Raw genomic sequence first — 16,504 nt, 5'->3', positions numbered from 1 at the left:
GGTTTGTGCCGATGGAGTGTGCTTCATTCCCTCTCACGACGTGAATACCGTTCCAGACAGTACTCACGTAGAACAACAGCGTGATTGAGCTCTTCGTTCTTTGAGGCGAAGACAAAGGTGATGACCGAAACCTCATCAAGGGTCTCCAACAGATCGCTCACCGCATCAGTCTTTTCCAACTCACTACGGTAAACATGGGCAAAATGCTCAAACTGATCTGGATCGTGATGCCAAGCTTTACGTAGTTCAGTACTCGGCGCCAAGGCTTTGGCCCATTGGTCTATCCTGATTCGCTCCTTGCTCATGCCACGTGGCCACAGACGGTCCACCAGTATTCGGTACCCATCGCTCGGATCGGGTTCGTTGTAGACGCGTTTGAGATGTATTTCAGTCATGGTTCACCTATTAATCCCTGCTCTGCACTTGCACCTGCTCGAAAAACCGAGAAAGATCGATGTTATGGCGACTCTTGAGAATCCGGCCTACATTGCCCTAAGCCGTTCTTCAAGAATTCTATACGTCGGAAAATATGGTCTCATCTGTTATCACTTCGGTGGTGAGTAGGCTAATCTGTAGATAGATTGGTATCACTTAAAGTGCCAAATTCGAATACAAGGTCGTCGCGCACGAACTGTTAGCAAGATTTTCTGGAGGATCCCAAATGTCGGAACATGGGCCGGTTGACCCGCACAAAGAGTCTGCCTCCGAGACGACCAATATCTCGCTCCCATCGGCAAATAAGCCAGGCGAACCCTCGGTGATTTACACACTGAGTGAAGACGAGAAGAATGCTGTACGCGCTCTTCCGACGGGGTCGGCGCTGCTGATCGCTCACTCAGGACCGAATAAGGGTGCACGCTTCCTGCTGGATACCGATGAGAGTGTTGCCGGTCGTCACCCCAACGCAGACATTTTCCTAGATGACGTGACAGTATCTCGCCGACACGCAAAGTTCACCCGCGAAGGTCAGAACTTCCGTCTGAGCGACATCGGCTCGCTGAACGGTACCTACATCAACGGCGATCGAATTGATGCGATTCAACTCAACAGCGGCGTACAGGTCCAAATCGGCAAATTCCGTTTGAATTTTTACCAGAGCGTGCCAAACCTTTAAGCTAGTAGAGTTCAAGGTTTTTCGCCGACGGTTTATCCGTCGTCTTCTCCAAACATCCGAGGTGTAGACCCTTTGCCGATTTTTGACGCAGCACGAAGCCCACGACTTGAGGCGCAACGCCACGAGACGATCCGGCAGGCCGCGCTGAATATTGGTGAAGTCCTTTCGGAACTAAAGGACGAATTTCCGCGGGTTACGGCCTCGAAGATTCGCTTCTTGGAAGACAAGGGTCTAATTATCCCGCAGCGCACTTCCGCGGGATACCGCAAGTATTCTGCGTCGGATGTCTCTCGCTTACGATTTATTCTCTCGGTTCAACGCGATCAGTACTTACCCTTGAAAGTGATCAAGGACCATCTAGACGCTGTTGACCGCGGCGAGGCTCCCGAGGCCCTGCCTGGGGGAGCGCCAGCTGCCCCGCAGTTAGTCAACAGTGAGATGACTGAAGCGGTTGAACGTACCAGTCGCCTGGTGTCTTTGGCAGAGCTGCAGGGGATCACCGGAGCCAGCGAAGAACTCATCGATGAGCTACTTAAGTTTGGACTTCTCGAAGCCACCGGTGGCCTATTTGACGCAAACTGTATCAAGGTCACCAAGTCGGCGGTGCGGCTTGCCAGTCACGGCGTGGAGCCTCGACACCTGCGACAGTTCCGTACAGCTGCGGATCGTGAGTTCTCGCTGATTGAAAGCATTGTTGGCAATGAATGGAAGAAGCCTGAGGTTTCTGCCCGCGCACGTGCTGCCGAAGAGGCCCAAGAGATCTCGCGTCAATGTCTAGAAATTCATGAAGCTCTGGTGCAGCGTGCTATTTCGCAGCTGGATCGTTAGGCTAGAACACACCAAGCATTCACAACTCTAGGGGGCAGACATGCTGGAACTGGAGTTTTCAGGAATTCGTATTCAACTGCCGGCAAACCAGCCGCTCTTACTGCTAAGGCACGCTGAACAAAACCTTTACCTCCCGCTGTGGATTGGCGCGCCAGAAGCGTCTGCGATCGCCATGTCGGAACAAGGGCTCACCCCACCGCGGCCAATGACTCACGACTTGATCCTGAGCATCTTTGAAGCCACCGGTGTGAAGCTGGAGCGAGTGGAAATCATTTCTGTTCACAATGCTGTTTTTGTGGCAGAGCTCGTCCTGTCTAACGGGAAACGGATCGATTCTCGATCCTCAGATGCGGTGGCGTTGGCGGTCAGGACGCAGTGCCCCATTTATTGCGCGGAAGAGGTACTCAACGACGCTGGCGTAGCTATTGAGCTGGAAGCTGACGAGGAAGAGGCCCCAGAAGAGCAGCTTCGTGAGTTCCGAGAATTTTTGGACAAGATTGATCCTGAGGACTTCTCTTCCTAAAGGTTTCATAGCTGAATTCAGTGAATTATTGTCGCTGAATTGGGATATTCGATCAGCAATTGCGACACGGCTTAAAGTTAAGCTTGAAGGTCTTTGACCATTGGGGAAGATAGCCGTACCGTCGAAGCATAGGGACAATAAACAAGAACTGTTTTTGATGATCATCGCTCGCATCTGCACGGTTCTGAGTTAGTCGCTACTTTACTCATTGAGAAACGTGCTGATACGCAAGGAGCAATTGGATGGAGTCACGCCAGACAGGGCCTCGTCACGGGGGCGACGGTGGCATCAAGCATTCCAATACCCAAGGATTGCTCTTCACCGATGATCTGCCTGAGCTGGATGAACATGCCGGCTATCGTGGTCCCGTCGTGTGCAAAGCGGCAGGAATTACCTACCGCCAATTAGACTACTGGGCACGTACTGGATTAGTTGAACCAGCCGTTCGCGGTGCCAAGGGTTCGGGCAGTCACCGTTTGTATTCCTTCCGCGACATCCTCGTTCTCAAGGTCGTTAAGCGCCTGCTTGATACCGGCGTATCGTTGCAGCAGATTCGCACAGCAGTTCTGCATCTGCGCGAACGCGGGGTAGAGGACCTTGCCCAGATTACTTTGATGAGCGATGGTGCCTCAGTTTATGAATGCACGAGTGCCGACGAAGTAATTGACCTAGTCCAAAAAGGTCAGGGAGTCTTCGGCATTGCTGTCGGCCGTGTTTGGCGTGAGGTTGAAGGATCGCTCGCACAGCTTCCCTCGGAGAGTTCCGTTGACCAGGAATTGCCAGAAGATGAACTCGCAGCGCGACGTGCGGCTAAAGCAGCTCGTAATGTCGGCTAGTGACATAATCTAGAAACTTATACGTTTGAGGCCAGATCACCAATCGGTGATCTGGCCTCAAATGTGTATCTTTTATCTAGCCTTCTGGGCTTAGCCGTTGGACTTGCCCGAGGTGGACATAATTTCCTTAAGCAACCCGTCGAACTGCGAAAGCATCGGTGCAGTCGCCTTCGAAGGCCAGTGATGCACGGCGTAAGCCGCGCCCTGGATTTGCTGCCATTCTGGATGCTCTGGGATTTCAGGCTTGACCATGGAATCGCCGAACATCTGACGCATTTCGCCCAAGCGGAACGTGTGCTCTGCCGAGTCCTTGCGAACCCGGTTGGCTACTACCTTCACTGGTCCGAGGGAGGGGGCAAATTCGCGACGGAACAGATCCAGTGCACGTTGCGTGCGCTCGGTACCGGCTACGGAGAAAAGACTTGGCTCTGCAACTAACAGCAGCTGATCCGATGCGCTCCATGCCATGCGGGTCAACCCATTCAAGGAGGGAGGGCAGTCGATTAGCACGAGCTGGTATCCACTGGTGCGGCTCAAGAGCTGGGTGAGTCGACGCAGATCCCTGGTACGTAGGTCTGGTCGGTCGTAAATGCCGGTATAGGCATCACCGACAGCAACATCTAGTACCGGGATGCGGGTACGCGACTTCTTTTCTGCTGCCTTTGATTGCCAGGCGCTTGCCACTACCTGCTCCTGCAAACGGGCTCGACGAGCGTTCTTGAGCATTTGCCCAATTGTCTGCTTGCCGTTCGCTCGCACTCCGAGGCCAGTGCTGGCATCCGCGTGGGGATCCAGATCAATGACGAGAGTCGGAATGCCGGCGGCAAGTGCTGCTGAAGCCAGTCCGAGCGTTACGGAGGTTTTTCCTACGCCACCCTTGAGGCTGCTGATGCTCACTACGTGCACGGACCAGACCACGCCTTTCACTGTTCGCTATTTAACGTCCCACCGAATATTTAGTCTCTCATCATCATAGTGTGCCGAGGGTCGTTTCCCCGACTTTGCAACGTTAGTTTTTGCTCTTGAATCCAACTTAGTGATTAAAAGAGCATCCAAGGCGAATATTTCCTATGGTCAGACCACACGGCGAAATGTTTGGGTGTATTGCGGGTCACCCGTGTAGTGTGTCTCACAGAAGTGGCGAACGCTAGCTACTTTTCGAGACCCGAAGGGCCGTTGATGTCTGCAAAAAGGGCCACTGTAGCAATGTCAGTGGACTTGGATGTCAACCTCTAATGATTCGATGTAGGGACACTATGTTTGAAAAGATCTTGGTCGCCAACCGCGGTGAGATTGCAATTCGTGCATTCCGCGCAAGCTACGAACTCGGTGCAAAAACCGTAGCCGTTTACCCCCATGAGGACCGCAACTCAATTCACCGCCAGAAGGCCGCAGAGGCCTACCAAATTGGTGAAGAGGGCCATCCGGTTCGCGCCTACTTGGATATTGACGAGATCATCCGCGTTGCCAAAGAAGCCGGCGCTGATGCAATCTACCCAGGCTACGGGTTCATGTCCGAAAATCCTGATCTGGCTCGTGCCGCAGAAACAGAAGGCATTAAGTTCATTGGCCCCAAAGCCGATGTATTGGAACTGGCTGGCAACAAGGTCGCCGCTCTGAAAGCAGCTCGCGAGGCCGGGATCCCGGTTCTTGAGTCGTCTGAACCAAGCGATGACGTCGACTTCCTGATCGCTGAAGCCGACCGCATTGGTTTCCCAATCTTCGTCAAAGCCGTTGCCGGTGGTGGCGGTCGTGGCATGCGTCGCGTTGATAAGCGTGAAGATTTGCCGGAACTAATGGGAGCTGCCATGCGTGAAGCTGGCACGGCCTTCGGCGATCCCACGGTGTTCCTTGAGCAAGCAGTACTTCGCCCTCGCCACATCGAGGTGCAGATCCTTGCCGATGAACAGGGAAACATCGTTCACCTGCACGAACGTGACTGCTCCTTGCAGCGCCGTCACCAAAAGGTCGTCGAGATCGCTCCGGCGCCTAATCTGGATGAGTCGATTCGTCAGGCGCTGTTCCGTGACGCGGTGAAGTTTGCCAAGACCCTGGGCTACCAGAACGCCGGAACCGTTGAATTCTTGGTGGACACGGTTGGTGAACGTGCCGGTCAGCACGTGTTCATCGAAATGAATCCACGTATTCAGGTTGAGCACACGGTGACCGAAGAAGTCACCGACATTGACCTGGTGCAGGCGCAGATGCGCATCGCAGCTGGAGAGTCGCTCGATGACCTGGGTATCACCCAGGATTCGGTGCAGGTTCGCGGCTGGGCTCTGCAATCCCGCATCACCACCGAAGACCCAGCCAACGGATTCCGCCCAGACGTTGGCACTATCACGGTGTACCGTTCAGCCGGTGGCTCGGGCGTTCGCCTAGATGGTGGCACGATCTACGCCGGCGCTGAAGTGTCACCACACTTTGACTCCATGCTGGTCAAGCTCACCTGCCGCGGGCGTGACTACGCAACTGCCGTTGCTCGTGCCCGTCGTGCGTTGGCAGAATTCCGTGTGCGTGGTGTGGCTACCAACATTCCGTTCATCCAGAATGTTTTGGGTGACCCGCAATTCCTCGCCGGCGATGTCGCAACAGACTTCATCGACTCCCGTCCGGATCTGCTCACTGGTAATGAATCCCAGGACCGCGGTACCAAGGCGTTAAGCTACCTTGCGCACGTCACGGTTAATCACCCTCACGGGGAACGCATCGAGGGCATTGACCCACGCAAGAAGCTTCCGTCCTTCCCGGGGGATAAGGCCGATGAGCCGGAGCGTTCACCGTTTGATGGGCCGTCAAAGTCTGCAGCACCGGTGGACGGATGGCGTCAGAAGTTGCTGGAACTTGGCCCCGATGGTTTTGCCAAGGCGCTGCGCGAGTCAAAGGCCGTTGGCATCACCGATACGACCTTCCGTGATGCGCACCAGTCATTGTTGGCTACCCGCGTACGTACCCGCGACTTACTAGCCGCAGCGCCCGCCTACGCACATAACGTACCGCAGTTGTTCTCCATGGAGGTCTGGGGCGGGGCAACCTATGACGTTTCGCTCCGTTTCTTGGGTGAAGACCCATGGAAGCGCTTGGAATTGCTCCGTGCGGAACTGCCAAATATCCCACTGCAGATGTTGCTGCGCGGACGTAATACTGTTGGTTACATCCCGTATCCAACTGAAGTTACCGACGCGTTTGTAAAGCAGGCTGCGGCTTCGGGCATCGACATCTTCCGCATTTTTGACGCGCTGAACGATGTTTCGCAGATGGCACCAGCGATCAAGGCGGTACGTGAGACCGGAACCGCGGTGGCCGAAGTGGCACTGTGCTACACCGGCAATCTGTTGGATTCCAACGAGAAGCTGTACACGCTGGAGTACTACCTCGATCTTGCCCAGCAGATCGTCGATGCCGGTGCACATATCATCGCCATCAAGGACATGGCGGGCTTACTTCGACCAGCGGCAGCGACCAAGTTGGTCACCGCTCTACGTGAGCGCTTCGACTTGCCGGTTCACCTGCATACCCACGACACCGCCGGTGGACAGCTGGCGACCCTGATGGCCGCTATCGAGGCTGGTGTCGATGCGGTGGACGTAGCCAGCGCGGCTATGGCCGGGACCACTTCCCAGCCATCAGCCTCGGCACTGGTCGCGGCGTTGGAATTTACCGAACGTGATCCAGGATTGTCCTTGGATTCAGTGGCTTCTCTCGAACCCTACTGGGAAGCGGTTCGTGCGCTGTACAAGCCGTTCGAGTCCGGATTGCCATCGCCAACCGGCCGCGTATACCAGCACGAGATTCCTGGCGGTCAGCTCTCGAATCTGCGCCAGCAGGCCATTGCGTTGGGCCTGGGCGAGCGTTTTGAGGCCATTGAGTCGATGTACGCCTCGGTTAACGACATGCTGGGCAACGTGGTGAAGGTGACTCCGTCCTCCAAGGTGGTCGGCGATCTTGCATTGCAGCTGGTCGGCTCCTCGGTGACAGCTTCCGACTTCGAAGCCAACCCACAGAACTACGACATCCCGGATTCGGTGATTCAGTTCCTGTCAGGCGAACTGGGTAACCCTCCGGGTGGATGGCCAGAACCATTCCGTACCAAGGCGCTACAGGGACGTAACGTCAAGAACCGTATTGAGGAACTTAGTGCCGAGGACGCCCAAGGCCTGGTCTCAACGGATGCGCAGACTGTTCGCACCACCTTGAACCGCTTGCTCTTTGCAGGTCCAACGCGAGACTTCGAGAACTCCGTAGAGAGCTACGGCGACCTGTCGGTACTTCACACCCGTGACTACCTCTACGGTCTGACTCCGGGCTTCGAGCACGTAATTTCCTTGGGTACCGGAGTTCGCTTGCTGGTCAAGCTTGTCTCAGTTTCGGAAGCTGATGAAAAGGGGCTACGCACCGTCGTGGTCACCCTGAACGGTCAGTCCCGTCAGATCAAGGTACGCGACGAATCGGTAGAATCCACCGTCAAGTCCGCTCCGAAGGCTGACCCGAATAATTCCGGCCACGTGGCAGCTCCTTTCGCCGGTGCGGTCACGGTGAATGTGAAGACTGGTGATCTGATCGAAGCAGGTCAGTCGGTGGCCACGATTGAGGCAATGAAGATGGAAGCCGGTATTACTGCCAACGCTTCGGGTGTGGTCACACAGATCACTTTGGACGGTACAAGCCAAGTACAGGGCGGGGATCTACTCTTGGTGATTGAGCCGAAGTAGTAACCAGCAGGTACTTGTACTGGGCACAGGGGCCCGCAACACCATGTTGCGGGCCTTTGTGCTCAGTTCACCAATGTAGAGAATTTTAGATGTATAAGGAGCTGCGATGCGCGCCAGCAAGACTCCAGCAGGAGTAACTGCTCAAGCGGTTAGTGATCGGGCCAAAGAATTTTTGACACTGCGAAGCCGCCTGGGGGTCCTGGTCTTCACCTTGGATACCCACCTGCCATTTTTTGAGATTGCAGAGCATCTGGCCGAACAATTTAGCGAGCTAAACCTCGCCGCGCAGGTCTCCACTTCGGGGCCAGAACGTGTTCAAACAGCTCTCGAAGGCAAATTTAGCGCGGCCGACGTTCTGGTGGTCGTGGGTGAACCCGGACCAGATAGCGAAGATCAACTGATGGATCTGGTCCAGTGGTTGCTGGCCAACGGACGCAAAGCCTTGGCCGAAAACCTGATTTTCGCAGTACTTGGTGACGAACGCCCAGATCACCCGGTTCCGGCCTTTAACAAGGTGGCATTACCTCGCAGCTATTTTGCCCGGACACAACACAGCGGCCTCAGGTTGCCCTGGGCCGCTTCAGCTCGTGAATCGTGGGAGCTTGTTGGTGCTGTTCTTGATTATGCCGTAGGTTTAGGCGCCGAATAGATCTCTTCGATGAGCTCGTTGTAGTCCTTAAGCACTGCCGCACGTTTGATCTTTAGCGAGGGTGTTAAGTGTCCGGTTTCCTCGGTAAAGTCCGCAGCAACGATGCGGAAGGACTTGATGGCCTCGGCGCGAGATACCGAAGTGTTGGCCTTGTCGATGACTTTCTGAATGGTTTCGCGCACCGTTGGGTCTTGGGCTAGGTCTTCTAACGAAGTGTCCTTGGCAAGACGATGACGCTCGAGCCAGCCCGGCAGTGCTTCAGCGTCCAGTGTTACCAAGGCCGCGATAAATGGTCGGCCTTCGCCGATTACCACGCACTGCGAGACTAACGCGTCGGCACGGATTTGATCTTCAAGTAGCGCAGGGATCACGTTTTTGCCACTGGAGGTGACGATAATTTCTTTCTTGCGTCCGGTAATGCTCAGGTATCCGTCGCTATCAAGCTCTCCGATATCTCCGGTGTGGAACCAGCCATCGGTAAATGCTTCGTCCTGTAGCTCTGGGCGGTTGTGATAGGCGCGCATGACGCAAATACCCTTGGCCAAAATCTCGCCATCGCTGGCGATACGCACAGCATTACCCGGCAACGGCTTACCCACGGTGCCGATTTTGATACGGCTTGTTGTATTAACCGAGATCGGGGCCGTGGTCTCGGTTAGACCATAGCCTTCCAGTACGGTGACACCGATGCCGTTGAAGAAATGGCCAAGACGCTCTCCCAATGGCCCGCCGCCCGAGACCGCATGACGGATATTGCCGCCCATGGCCTCGCGCAGTTTCTTGTAGAGCAGTACATCAAAAAGCTTGTGCTTGAGGTTCAGCGCGAGCGGGATCTTTCCTGCTTGTTCTGCCTTCGAGTAGGCCACTGCAACATCGACTCCGGCGTGGAAAATCTTGCCTTTGCCACCATCTTCTGCCTTGAGCATTGCGGAGTTGTAGACCTTTTCAAAGACGCGAGGCACTGCGAGGATAAAATTCGGCTTAAAAGATTGCAGATCGCCGAGAAGATTTTTCACATCTGGGGTGTGGCCGGTGCGGCATCCGGCGGCGACGTTGATGACCGAAATGAAGCGTGCAAAAACGTGTGCCAGCGGCAGGAACATGATGGTTGAGGCGCCTGGATAGACAGCGTCTGGCAAAGATGCCGCCGCATTTTCTGCCAGCTCGACAAAGTTGCCGTGGGTCAGTTCGCAGCCTTTGGGTCGACCAGTGGTGCCAGAGGTGTAAATGATCGTGGCAACATCGTTCAGTGATGCTACGGCGCGGCGAGACTCGAGCAGATCGTCCTGGATCGCCGCTCCGTCTTCGACCAGTTGTGCCAGACCATCCTCGAACTGCCAAATGTTGTCTAAGGTTTCGAGCTGTTCTTGGTGTGCTGCCCTGCGCACTACAGTTTCGTGGTTAGCAGATTCTACGACCACTGCCTTGGCGCTGGAGTCCGAGACAATCCATGCGACCTGACTAGGGGAGGAGGTCTCATAGATGGGAACGGTAACGCATCCGGCAAACCAGATCGCGAAGTCCACCAGCGTCCATTCGTAGCGCGTCTTGGCCATCAGCGCGATGCGATCACCTGACTCGATGCCGTTGGCGATAAATCCTTTGGCGATCGCCTTGGCATCGGCGGCGAATTGCGATGCAGTGACGTCTTGCCATGTTGAATCCGCACCAGGCATGGAGAACAGCGCCGGGTTTGCCGCAGAATTTGCGTGGCGTAACAGCAAGTCGGTGATATTTGTTTGCTGTGGCGTGTGGATGCGAATTGGCGAGCTGTATTCGCGCATCTGGTACTCATCTCCTGAACTTTGTGTGACCCCAAAAGCAATGGCGGGTAACCCGCATCACATTTTATTACTTTACAGTAACCTACCGTGCTCAACGCTCCAAGTTCGGTTCAGACTTGAGCCCCATCATCTCCCGGATCGCGTCCTGTTGGAAGACGTTTGATCAAGAAAGCTATGCCAACTACCGCGCAAAGAGCCAAACCGATATACACAAACGTCGGTGCCGAGCGGAAGAAAAGTACACACAGCAGGAGCCCTACCGGACCGCCGGCTGCCCCGACCCACGACAAATTCACCATGGGGTCTCCGGAGCCCAACGCGGCTGGTTCATCGGGAACAAATTTTTCGTCGGATTCTTCGAGCTCCGCGGGGATCGAATCTCGTGGCCCCAGCGCAGCGCCCGGTCCACTATTAAAGAGCTCTTTCAGCCGATCGGAGCGTTCTTGAGCGCTGGGCTCACGAGGGACCGAAGCATCAAGCTCTTGAAAGTTCTTCACCAAGTTCTCCCACCGCGGATCATCTTCAGGGGTGGAACTCGGATTGGAGGTGCTCATACGTGCTTGCCTGTCTGTCTCAGGGATTGACGTTGCTCGCCGGTGGCCAGCTGGGAGAAGAAACGACCGGATTCATCGAAGATCTGCTGGGCATCGTAGTCAAGGGTGGCCACATGTTTGGAATGTAGCAGCATGTGGTGCTCGGTCAAGGTGCCTGGCTTTAGCCCAGCGACCAGTTCGCGCACCGATGCGTCCGAGACGATGTTATCGACCGTGGAACGGAATAGCTGCACCGGTGCGGTGACAAGGTCCAGACGTGCACGAGCTTGGGCGAACAGCCGATGAAGTTCGGCGACTGCGGCGATCGGGGTACGTGGATAGGCGCCTTCATCAACACCGCTCTTGGCAATGTCGTTGCTGATCGGCGCAATGCTACGCACAACATGTTTGAGCAACGGTGTGTAGGGGGCTAGCGGCGAATCCACGACTAGCCCGGGGTTCACCAATGAAACTCCGGCAACGTTGCGGCGTGTTGCCAAATGCAGGGCTAGCGCTCCGCCCATGGATAATCCCGCAACAAAGACGGTTTGGTGTGTACGCGCCAACTGATCGAAAGCTTGCTCGGTGGCGCTGATCCACTGCCCATAGTTGGTGCCGATCATCTCTTGCCAACGCGTGCCATGACCGGGCAATAACGGAACTGAAGTTTTGAATCCTTGGCGTGCTAAGGCCTGTGCCCATGGCTCCATCGCCGTGGGTGAACCGGTGAATCCATGGATCAGCAGTACCGCACAACCCGTCGGCTCGGTTGCTGGCCAATCGTTCTGAGCATCATTTTTCATCGTGACCACTCCTATTTTCTGCTTACACCATCGAGCGTAGTGCACAATTGAAGGGTGCGAACAGTGCCATCACCGCAATGGCGTGCAAATAGTTCGCCACCTAGTTGATCCTCGAGAAAAAGGAACTTTTCTGCCGTGCTGTACGACTTCCTTAAGCGTTTTGCTGTTCGGCCGCTGATTCGTATCTTCTTCCGCGTTGATGTGCAGGGACTGGCGAACATTCCTGAGACCGGGGCGGTTATTCTGGCGTCGAACCACCTCTCGGTCAGTGACTCTGTTTTCTTGCCGGCGATGCTTGAACGCCCAGTGATCTTCTTGGCTAAGGACGAATATTTCAACGGTCGTGGTCTTAAGGGACGCATTACCGCCTGGTTCTTCCGCAATATTAATCAGTTGCCGATGGATCGCTCCGGTGGAAGTAAATCTGCCGCCTCTTTAGCCAGTGCCAATCAAGCGTTGGGCGAGGGTAAAGTCCTTGGTATCTACCCCGAAGGAACCCGCTCACCCGATGGGCGCCTGTACCGGGCCAAGCTTGGCGTCGCAAAACTGGCCTTGGAATCTGGCGCTCCGGTGATTCCGGTGGCGATGATCGGAACCGATAAGGCACAGCCTATTGGGCGAAGCATTCCGCGTCCGGGCAAGATCGGGATCAAGATTGGTCAGCCAATTCACTTCGAGCACCTGGCCACAAAGCACAACGACCCGCAAGCCCTGCGTCAATGTGCCGACGATATTCGCAAGGCCATCAACGTGCTTTCGGGGCAGAGCTACGTGGACGTTTATGCGCCGCGCAAGGCCTCAAAATAGCGTTCAGTTCACAGTGTTACGCGACGCTGTTACATTCGTCGCGGTGCTTTGCTCAAAAGACACGTAGAATTGCCAAGGTGAGCGTAGAAAATCGAACCCCATTGCCCGGTTCCTCTGTAGCCGGCCCCGCCACCGATCCGCAACTAGATAAGTGGCGTGAACTGCCGATCGCCCAGCAGCCAACTTGGCGTGAGCACAAGGACTATCAGTCCTCCATCGACGAATTGGGTTCGCGTCCTCCATTGGTATTTGCTGGCGAAGTTGACGTATTGCGTGAACGTCTTGCCGAAGCTGCACAGGGACGTGCCTTCCTACTTCAGGGTGGCGACTGTGCCGAAACGTTCGCAGACGCCACCGCCGATAAGATTTCCGCCCGTGTGCGCACCATTTTGCAGATGGCTGTTGTGCTGACCTATGGTTCGTCGATGCCGGTGATCAAGATGGGCCGCATGGCGGGGCAGTTTGCCAAGCCACGTTCTTCGAACGACGAAACCCGAGATGGTGTCACTCTGCCAGCATTCCGCGGCGACATCGTCAACGGCTTCGAATTCACCGAAGAGTCTCGTGCCCATGACCCGAAGCGTCTGGTACAGGCCTACAACACCTCCTCGGCCACGCTGAACCTGATTCGTGCCTTCACCCAGGGTGGCTTTGCAGACCTGCGTAGTGTGCATTCGTGGAACAGCGGCTTCATGGCCAACCCGGCGTACTCCGCCTACGAGCAGCTGGCCGGCGAGATCGACTCGGCCATCCGCTTCATGGATGCTTGTGGCGCCGATTTCGAAGCGCTGAAGCGTACCGAGTTCTTCGCCTCCCATGAGGCATTGCTGCTGGATTACGAGCGCGCGCTGACTCGTACCGATTCGCGGACCGGCCTGCCTTACGACACCAGCGGTCACTTCCTGTGGATCGGCGAACGAACCCGTCAGCTGGACCACGCACATATCGATTTCCTTTCGCGCGTGCGCAACCCAATTGGTGTAAAGCTTGGCCCAACCACCGAACCAGAAGATGCACTGCGCCTGATCGACAAGCTCGATCCGAACCGCGAGCCAGGACGTCTGACCTTCATCACTCGTATGGGCGCGAACAACATTCGTGAGAAGTTGCCGAACCTGGTGGAGAAGGTGACCGCTTCCGGCGCGCAGGTACTGTGGGTTACCGACCCTATGCACGGCAACACGGTGACCAGCCAGAACGGTTACAAGACTCGTAACTTCGATGCAGTCATGGATGAAGTTCGTGGCTTCTTCGAGGTTCACGACTCGCTGGGCACCTTCCCAGGTGGTCTGCATGTGGAGATGACCGGCGACGACGTGGCAGAGTGCCTCGGTGGTGCTGATCCGATCCGCGAGGAAGATTTTGATTCGCTGTACGAGTCGGTCTGCGACCCACGCCTGAACCACCGTCAGTCCCTGGAGATGGCATTCTTGGTTTCTTCGGCACTGCAAAGCCGTAGCCGCAACCGCTAAGGCCTAGAACTAAGGCTCGGTTCCCTTCACAGGGAGCCGAGCCTTTGTCGTACCCGCTAGAAGGCGTAGATGCTAATTTCGCTACCGCGCACCGCCTGCTGATTCAGCGGCGTCTGCATATGTACCAGCTGCTGGGGGCCGCCGAACACTTGATGCGTTTTCACCGTGAACCCCGCCGCTTCAAGTTGCGCGGTGGCGTCTTGAACGCTCAGTCCGGTCACCGAAGGAATCTGAACATACTCGGGGCCAGAGGAAAGCTTGAGCTCTACCGAGCTGCCGTATTCGACGGCGCCTTGGGCCGGTGACTGTTCGGCGACCAAGCCCTTCTCAAACTGCTCCGAATGAACTTCCTGACCGGTCGTAACCTGCAATCCTAGATCTTTGAGCCGCTGAATGGCTTCATCTTTACTCAGACCCATCACCGATGGAACCTGCACCGGAGCATGTCCCTTGGAAACGGTGAGCTTGATGCGACTCTTCTTGGGCAATTTCTCACCTGCGGCTGGGCTGGAGGAGATCACCGAACCAGAAGGTACGGAGGAGGAATAGGCCTCAGTGGTGGTGAGGTTCGCAAACCCCGACTGTGCCAGCGCCTTTTTAGCTTTTTCTGCTGTGTCGCCGGCGAGCGAAGGAATCTGAACCAACTGCGGGCCTTGGGAAATTGTGAGATCTACACCCTGAAATTTCATGATGTTCTTACCAGTGGCTGGGCGTGATTGCACCACCCGACCGATGGAGACCTCGTCGTCGTAGACAGTACTGACTCGCACAGGTACGCCAGCATCATCCAGCTGCGCGATCGCCTGTTCTTGGATTAACCCGGTCAGCGATGGGATGCGCACGATAGTTCCAGGTCCTCGGCCAAAGAACCATCCAGCGCCTGCCACCAGAGCGACAATCAAGGCCCACATAAGAATTATGACGGTCTTTTGAGTCCCACTTCGAGGACGACGAAGCCGATGCGTGGGAATCTGCGCTTCTTTGCGCCACCGTTTTTCCGCTTGCTTTTGCGCGCGCTTGGCCTCACGAGGTGCCAACTGCGAATCGTCCTGCACCGGTTCAACCGTCGCGGAATCCTTGCGTGAAAACACCGATGTAGCCGCTAGCGCCGAGGCAGCATCAGATTCCGGCAGACGGTCCATGGCCATGGTTTGATCTGGTTCACGAAGGTCGAGAACTTCAGTGGCATCCGCGGTTGCAATCACGGTTGTTGGTGATTGATCGTTCAGGTCCTCATCGAGTTCATAATCGCCGGTGGCAGCCTCGGTATTAAGTTGCTGCCACTGCTTCTCGCGATCAATTTCTCGATCGCGCTGCATGGCATCAAGCCGTTGTTGCAACGTAGTAGGCATATGGGCGAAGCGTTCTGGAACGAGGTCCTGAATCGAGCCTAGGCTTTCAGCTCCAAGGTCCAACTGCTCTTCGCTGAGCGTGGCTCGGATCTGGCGGACTTCCTCTAGAAGGAGGGAAGCATCCTGGGGACGCTTTTCGGGATCTTTCTCGGTGCACCAGCGAACCAGCTCATCGAGGTCGTCGGCCAGTTCTGGAATGACCTGCGAAGGCAATGGCATGGGGGAGTCAAGATGATGCTTCATCATGGCTGCGGGGTTGGTTTCAGAGTATGGTGCCCGGCCGGTGAGCATCTGGTAGATCATGATGCCTACCGCGTAAATATCACTGCGCGAGTCAGCCGGCGCCCCCGAGACCAGTTCAGGTGAAACGTGTGAGAGCGTGGCAAGCAACGTCGCGGACTGCGTATGAGCACTTGCCGCACGCGCCAGTCCGAAATCGGTGAGCTTGATTTCGCCGAGATCTGAGAGCAAGACGTTGGCGGGTTTCATGTCTCGGTGAATGATTCCCTCGCTGTGCGCCGCGCTTAGCCCGCTGCAGATTTGTTCGAGAATGCTCAGCATCTGACGCGGGGTGAAGCGGCCGCGCTCCGCAATGACCTGATCAAGATTTCGGCCGCGCACGTATTCCATGACGAGATACACCAGGTTGTCGCTGACGTTATGGTCTCGGATGGAAACGACGTTGGGATGCGTGATATTTGCCGCGATCACCGCTTCGGACTCAAAGCGTTCTCGAACGGTAGACTCGCTGGCGAAATTATCGTTCAGTATCTTCACAACCACGGCGCGATGCAGTCGTTTATCCATGCTGCGATAGATTCTGGACATACCGCCTAATGCCAGCAGATGGTCCAGTCGATATCGACCATCAAGCGTCTTGCCCAAATGTGGGTCAGTCAAGGCCGAGCTCATCGTTCGTCGGCACCCACTTGTTGAGCGCGCACAAAGCAGAGCAAAGTCACCAACTGATCCTTTCGAACATGAACACTACTTTTAATCTACCTACCCGACCTGACAAATTGCCGGTTAAACTCAAAATCCGCCAGTGGTGTTGACCGCTGGCGGATTCTGACCGACGTCTCGGGTTGCGA

General features: G+C 55.7%; 14 protein-coding genes. 8 read left to right on the top strand and 6 right to left on the bottom strand.

Annotated features, from left to right (window positions below; genetic code table 11):
* Positions 1 to 23: 23 nt before the first annotated feature.
* Positions 24 to 395 (bottom strand): DUF488 domain-containing protein, encoded by a 372-nt coding sequence (locus FJV47_RS07770; RefSeq protein WP_159611697.1) that lies wholly within the window; start codon positions 393 to 395, stop codon positions 24 to 26.
* Positions 396 to 661: 266 nt separating this feature from the next.
* Between FJV47_RS07770 and FJV47_RS07765 the strand changes: the two genes are divergently transcribed.
* From FJV47_RS07765 to FJV47_RS07750, 4 genes are all read left to right on the top strand, one after another.
* Positions 662 to 1,114: an FHA domain-containing protein gene (locus FJV47_RS07765; RefSeq protein ID WP_159611695.1), complete on the top strand. Its 453-nt coding sequence runs from the start codon at positions 662 to 664 to the stop codon at positions 1,112 to 1,114.
* 72 nt (positions 1,115 to 1,186) lie between these two features.
* Positions 1,187 to 1,942, top strand: a complete 756-nt coding sequence (locus FJV47_RS07760; RefSeq protein WP_159611693.1) for a MerR family transcriptional regulator — start codon at positions 1,187 to 1,189, stop codon at positions 1,940 to 1,942.
* A gap of 40 nt (positions 1,943 to 1,982) precedes the next feature.
* A complete protein-coding gene (locus tag FJV47_RS07755; protein ID WP_159611691.1) occupies positions 1,983 to 2,465 on the top strand; it encodes a bifunctional nuclease family protein in 483 nt (160 codons plus the stop codon).
* Positions 2,466 to 2,707: 242 nt separating this feature from the next.
* The gene (locus tag FJV47_RS07750; RefSeq protein ID WP_159611689.1) at positions 2,708 to 3,301 is read left to right on the top strand and encodes a MerR family transcriptional regulator; all 594 of its coding nucleotides are present in this window, start codon (positions 2,708 to 2,710) and stop codon (positions 3,299 to 3,301) included.
* A 90-nt stretch (positions 3,302 to 3,391) separates the two neighbouring features.
* Here FJV47_RS07750 and FJV47_RS07745 read toward each other — a convergent pair whose 3' ends face one another.
* Entirely contained in the window at positions 3,392 to 4,207 is an 816-nt protein-coding gene (locus FJV47_RS07745; RefSeq protein ID WP_159611687.1) for a ParA family protein, read from the bottom strand.
* 350 nt (positions 4,208 to 4,557) lie between these two features.
* Between FJV47_RS07745 and FJV47_RS07740 the strand changes: the two genes are divergently transcribed.
* On the top strand, positions 4,558 to 8,013 hold the full coding sequence (locus FJV47_RS07740) for a pyruvate carboxylase (RefSeq protein ID WP_159611685.1): 3,456 nt from the start codon (positions 4,558 to 4,560) through the stop codon (positions 8,011 to 8,013).
* Between the two features lie 106 nt (positions 8,014 to 8,119).
* On the top strand, positions 8,120 to 8,662 hold the full coding sequence (locus tag FJV47_RS07735) for a hypothetical protein (protein WP_159611683.1): 543 nt from the start codon (positions 8,120 to 8,122) through the stop codon (positions 8,660 to 8,662).
* On the opposite strand, the gene FJV47_RS07730 is transcribed toward FJV47_RS07735, so the two are convergent.
* From FJV47_RS07730 to FJV47_RS07720, 3 genes are all read right to left on the bottom strand, one after another.
* A complete protein-coding gene (locus FJV47_RS07730; RefSeq protein ID WP_159611681.1) occupies positions 8,635 to 10,446 on the bottom strand; it encodes a long-chain fatty acid--CoA ligase in 1,812 nt (603 codons plus the stop codon). The two genes, FJV47_RS07735 and FJV47_RS07730, sit on opposite strands and share 28 nt — an antisense overlap.
* Positions 10,447 to 10,556: 110 nt before the next feature.
* Positions 10,557 to 11,000: a hypothetical protein gene (locus FJV47_RS07725; protein WP_159611679.1), complete on the bottom strand. Its 444-nt coding sequence runs from the start codon at positions 10,998 to 11,000 to the stop codon at positions 10,557 to 10,559.
* Positions 10,997 to 11,782 (bottom strand): carboxylesterase, encoded by a 786-nt coding sequence (locus FJV47_RS07720; protein WP_159611677.1) that lies wholly within the window; start codon positions 11,780 to 11,782, stop codon positions 10,997 to 10,999. Before FJV47_RS07720 ends, FJV47_RS07725 begins: the two co-directional genes overlap by 4 nt.
* 135 nt (positions 11,783 to 11,917) lie before the next feature.
* Between FJV47_RS07720 and FJV47_RS07715 the strand changes: the two genes are divergently transcribed.
* Both FJV47_RS07715 and FJV47_RS07710 read left to right on the top strand, forming a co-directional pair.
* Positions 11,918 to 12,589, top strand: coding sequence for a 1-acyl-sn-glycerol-3-phosphate acyltransferase (locus FJV47_RS07715; RefSeq protein ID WP_159611675.1), 672 nt, complete (start codon positions 11,918 to 11,920; stop codon positions 12,587 to 12,589).
* 77 nt (positions 12,590 to 12,666) lie between these two features.
* The gene (locus tag FJV47_RS07710; protein WP_370514995.1) at positions 12,667 to 14,061 is read left to right on the top strand and encodes a class II 3-deoxy-7-phosphoheptulonate synthase; all 1,395 of its coding nucleotides are present in this window, start codon (positions 12,667 to 12,669) and stop codon (positions 14,059 to 14,061) included.
* Positions 14,062 to 14,117: 56 nt separating this feature from the next.
* Here the strand turns inward: FJV47_RS07710 and FJV47_RS07705 are convergent, their stop codons facing one another.
* Positions 14,118 to 16,313 (bottom strand): Stk1 family PASTA domain-containing Ser/Thr kinase, encoded by a 2,196-nt coding sequence (locus FJV47_RS07705; protein WP_159611673.1) that lies wholly within the window; start codon positions 16,311 to 16,313, stop codon positions 14,118 to 14,120.
* Positions 16,314 to 16,504: the final 191 nt, after the last annotated feature.

The sequence above is a fragment of the Glutamicibacter sp. JC586 genome, assembly GCF_009805585.1.
Lineage (GTDB): Bacteria > Actinomycetota > Actinomycetes > Actinomycetales > Micrococcaceae > Glutamicibacter.
This window is presented reverse-complemented; position numbering and strand designations above follow the sequence as displayed.